Annotated in this window: 3 protein-coding genes and 1 pseudogene; 1 reads left to right on the top strand and 3 read right to left on the bottom strand. The window is 58.9% G+C overall.

Annotated features, from left to right (window positions below):
• A pseudogene (locus AC5ZGW_RS45475) lies at positions 1-701 on the top strand (IS3 family transposase); the annotation flags it as partial.
• A 72-nt stretch (positions 702-773) separates the two neighbouring features.
• On the opposite strand, the gene AC5ZGW_RS45470 reads toward AC5ZGW_RS45475, so the two are convergent.
• From AC5ZGW_RS45470 to AC5ZGW_RS45460, 3 genes are all read right to left on the bottom strand, one after another.
• A complete protein-coding gene (locus tag AC5ZGW_RS45470) occupies positions 774-2,948 on the bottom strand; it encodes a secretin GspD/PilQ domain-containing protein (protein ID WP_165435644.1) in 2,175 nt (724 codons plus the stop codon).
• A gap of 144 nt (positions 2,949-3,092) precedes the next feature.
• A complete protein-coding gene (locus tag AC5ZGW_RS45465; protein ID WP_130231697.1) occupies positions 3,093-3,635 on the bottom strand; it encodes a hypothetical protein in 543 nt (180 codons plus the stop codon).
• Positions 3,636-3,681: 46 nt separating this feature from the next.
• Entirely contained in the window at positions 3,682-4,155 is a 474-nt protein-coding gene (locus AC5ZGW_RS45460) for a hypothetical protein (protein WP_496114141.1), read from the bottom strand.
• Between the last annotated feature and the right edge of the window lie 140 nt (positions 4,156-4,295).

Here is a 4,295-nt window from a genome sequence, read left to right as displayed (position 1 = left end):
GGTCAATCGCAAGCGCGTGCAGCGGTTGATGCGCAAGATGGGCATCGCGGCGCTGGGACCAAGGCCGAACACGACGAAGCCGGCGCCGGGCCACAAGATCTATCCCTATCTGTTGCGCAACATGACGATCGACCGACCAAACCAGGTATGGGCGGCCGACATCACGTATCTGCCCATCGGCCGCGGCTTTCTCTATCTCGTCGCCATCATCGACTGGGCGAGCCGTGCGGTTCTGGCGTGGCGGTTGTCGAACACGATGGACGTCTGGTTCTGCGTGGCGGCGCTGGAAGAGGCGCTGGCGAAGTATGGCACGCCGGAGATATTCAACACCGACCAGGGCAGCCAGTTCACCAGTGCGGCCTTCACCGGCGCGTTGGCGGGCGCTAGGGATCAGGATCTCCATGGATGGCCGCGGTCGTTGGATCGACAACGTCTTCATCGAGCGGCTGTGGCGGTCGCTCAAGCATGAGGACATCTATCTCAGAGGCTATGCCGACGGCCGCGAGGCCAAGGCAGGGGTCGCAAGCTGGATCGCCTTCTACAACGATCGTCGCCTTCATCAGGCGCACGGCTATCGCACCCCGATGCCGATCTGGCGCGAACGGATGCACGCCGACAAGGCTGTGGACATGGTGGACAACGCTGACGCGTTGACCACATGCCCACAGCAACAGCAGCAGACAGAATCTCTGGCTGCGTGATAGAAAAGGATCAGGAGCGATCAGTTTCCAACTAACAAGCCGGTTCAACCGGTCCCGCTCCGCGGGTCCATTTCAGTCGATCCGCTTGCCTAACTCTGACGTCCTGTTTGAGGTCACCAACGGACATCCCCACCGCGACCTCGCACAGTTTCTGCCCTGCGCCTGCCGCGCCCAAGCCCTCAAAGCCGTGGCCTGAGAACGACGCCTACGTTGGGGCGTCAGGTGGCGGCCGAGATCGGGGGCTAGCGATTCGAACTTCTCCCGCAACTCCTCAGTCAAAGCACGCGCATCGGCGCCACTCTCAACCACCCGAGGATTCAGTAACACCAAGAGCTCGGTTCGGTCCTTGGCGTGCTCCGTGCTGCCGAATAGAGGTCCCAACAACGGAATGTCCTTCAGCACGGGAGCCCCGGAATCCATCCGGTTGGTGCTATCCTGCATCAAACCGCCGATCGCGATCGTATCGCCGTTTCGTGTCGATACGGTGCTTTGGAGGCGACGTACCGAAATGACCGGGGATTGGACGTTGGTCAGTGTGTTCTTGTTCGCCGTACTGACCTCCTGAAAGATGTCGAGCGTCACGCTACCCCCGGCGCCGATGCGAGGTGTTACGGCCAAAATGACCCCCGTGTCGCGCAGTTCGACGTCGCTCACGATCGATGAACTCTGGCTTAGCGTGGATTGTGAGGATCGCGCGAGGACCGGAACCTGATCGCCCACTTCAATGGTCGCAGTTTGGTTGTCAACTGTGAGAATACGTGGCGCCGATACGACCTTGACGTCCCCGAGGCCGCTTAGCGCGCGTAGCACAACGTTGACATCCCTATTTGGGAACACATAGGACAAACCACCTTGTGGAACGGCACCCAAATCCAGAGAGGAAAGAAGATAGTCGACACCGTATCGCAAATGATCGCTCAACCGCACCTCCGCGACAATGACCTGGATCAGGACCTGCCGCGGCTTGACATCAAGCCGATGAACTGCGGCTTCGATGATTTTGTAGTCGGTCGGCGTTGCTAAGATCACGAGTGCATTTTGGCTGGGGTCTGCCTGGATCTGGACCGGCGCCGACAGGCCAAGACTGACTGCGGGGACCGCCGCATCGTCCTTTGCTTGGGTTGCTGACGCGGCCGCATCCGATCTTTCGTCCGACAGGCCGGGAACGTTTAGGGGCAAACTCGATCGATCGGATGCGCTTCCGATTGACAACTTCCCAAACTCTCCCGCGGGCTGCGCGCGAGATACGACACTGGGCGGCTGAGCGCCAAAGATTCGTGCTAGCACCTGCGCCACTTCCGTAGCCCTTCGGTACCGAAGTGGACGCACGTGAACGTTTGCCGCCGCCTCCGACGTCTTATCCAGCTTGGCGATAGCCCGACGAACTTGCTCAAGTAGCACAGGGTCGTCCGCTACCACAAGAATGCCGTTCAGCCGCTCGAGTGGCGCAAGCCGAACGCGCACTCTGCCCTGGTCATTCTGGTTGAACAAGAAGCTGAGTTCTCGCTCTACGGCGGCCGGACTCGCATGAGCCAGCGTATACAGCGCAAACGATTTGTGAGCCATAGCATCGTTGTCAAGTAAACCGATGAGTTCGCGCACGGAACTCACCGAGCCGGGCGGTCCACTTATGGCAATACCTTGTTCTCCCGGCGCGGGTGTCAGACGCACGCTCTCCTCGACGTTTGGTCGGATCACCTTGATGACATCGGCTGGATCGACATAGCGCACGGGAATCACTTGAACATCGCTTCGTACTCCGCCGGCGAGATCGACCAAGCGCCCCACCCGAACTCCGCGGTCAACCACGGCCAGTCCGTAGCCGTATGGTGCTAGCGCTTGGTCGAGTAATCGCGGCACATCACTCACGGGGACTTTGCCCGAGGTCCGAAGTGTCATTTTTCCCCCAACGCCCGGATCGATGATGACAGGCATGCTCATAATGTCGCCCACGACGTCATTCACAACTTGCCGAATATCGGCATTGGCGTAGTCGAGGCTCACGCGAGTGCTGTCGGAGGTGACCGGCAGCCGCCGCTCCACCGAGGCGGTGACCGGCCGGGTCGACGGCTGTGCCAGCAGTTCAAAGCTACGTGCTTGCGGTTTCCCCGCTGAGAAGGAGGGCTCCGACGCATGCCAGCCGACACTTGGCGAAGCCAGCAGAACACCGCGTTCAGCAATCGAGTCGGAGCCGGCACATCGGGTAAGCAGTAGACCAAGGAACGTCAGCAAGGTCTTGCTAGACATTGAGGAAACGGCGTTCCCGCGGAGAATGCGCATCCATTCAACTTTCCATCCACCGCCGCACTTGCATTCATTGCAACTGTGAGAACGGGTGGGCAGAACTGGGATGACTGCCGCCGTCCTGTACTACTCATGTGTTGCCGTCTCTTAACGAGAGTTGCCAATGATCACCTCCTTGATCTTTTGATCTCTCGAAAGGAGGTTAGACATCAGTTCAGCAACCTGATTGAGCTTATCAAGCAGCCCTTGCAGAAAAATCAACGCCATCTGCCCTTCGCTATTGGCACTGTCAATCGCCGCCTTAAGGTTGCTGGTGGCAGCGTCAAACTGCGACTGCACACCTCTCTTGTCGGAATTCTCCGTCTCGATGGAGATGCCGTTTGCCTGCATCCATTCAAACACGTCCTGAGTCTTGCCTTGCGAATCGACGAAGCTGCCGTAGTCTTTAACCGTCTTCTCATCGGTAGGTCGATTGGTACGCAGGGCAGCCAACGCCTCATCCATATCTTTCAGCAAATTGTTGCGCGCCTGCATATCGTCGATTTGAGAGCGGATTTGATTCTGGTAAATGTCATGCCGTTCCATCAGAACCAGCGTCATAATCGAGGCCAAAGATACCCCCCCGGGGAGAACATTTCCTGCGCTGCTGGCCCATGCATAGGGCTGGTATCCAGACATTGGATTGATCATCTTACGTCATCCTCAAACCCAGACGTTTTTCGTCCGAACGATGCACTCAAGCCATATAGACGATCTTGCTTCTCGCCTCGGTATCGGCACGACGAATTTCTGCAAGCTTGCCCAGAAAGTCCTGAATCACCGTCTCATAGCTTGCCATGAATTCACTCTCGTCCTCCATCTGCGCCCGCGCCTTGGTGCCGTCCGCCTCCAGCTTCGCCTTCTCCTCCTGGTAGTGCGTCGCGCCCATGTTCAGGCCGGCTCCCGGAAGCTTAAAGGCTTCTGTTGCGATTGTGCCCATGCCATTCCATCTCATCGCCGCCTGCTGGGCAGCTGTCTGTGCCTGGACAACGCGCGTAAACTCAAGGGGGTCCGTCGTGCTATCGGGCGCGTCCAGCCTAAGCGGGTCGCCAGGTGTATTGCCTCTCGGGGCTGGCGTCTCCACACCAGACTTCGGGAGCGGCGTCTGGATCTTGGCCTTGTACAGCTCATCGAAGCGCGCTTGACTCTGGCGAGCGCCCTTGAGGTTCACACCGGCACCTAACTCGCGCCGCCAGAGGTGGCTATTGCGCCAAACAACTGGCATAGTCCTGAGTTGCGAAGCGCCTTGGCAGCAGCTTCCTGCGCAGCGATCTCGACGTTAAGCGCGGCCGACCGGTCCGACCTCGCCGC

The sequence above is a fragment of the Bradyrhizobium sp. Crot121 genome, assembly GCF_059512385.1.
This window is presented reverse-complemented; position numbering and strand designations above follow the sequence as displayed.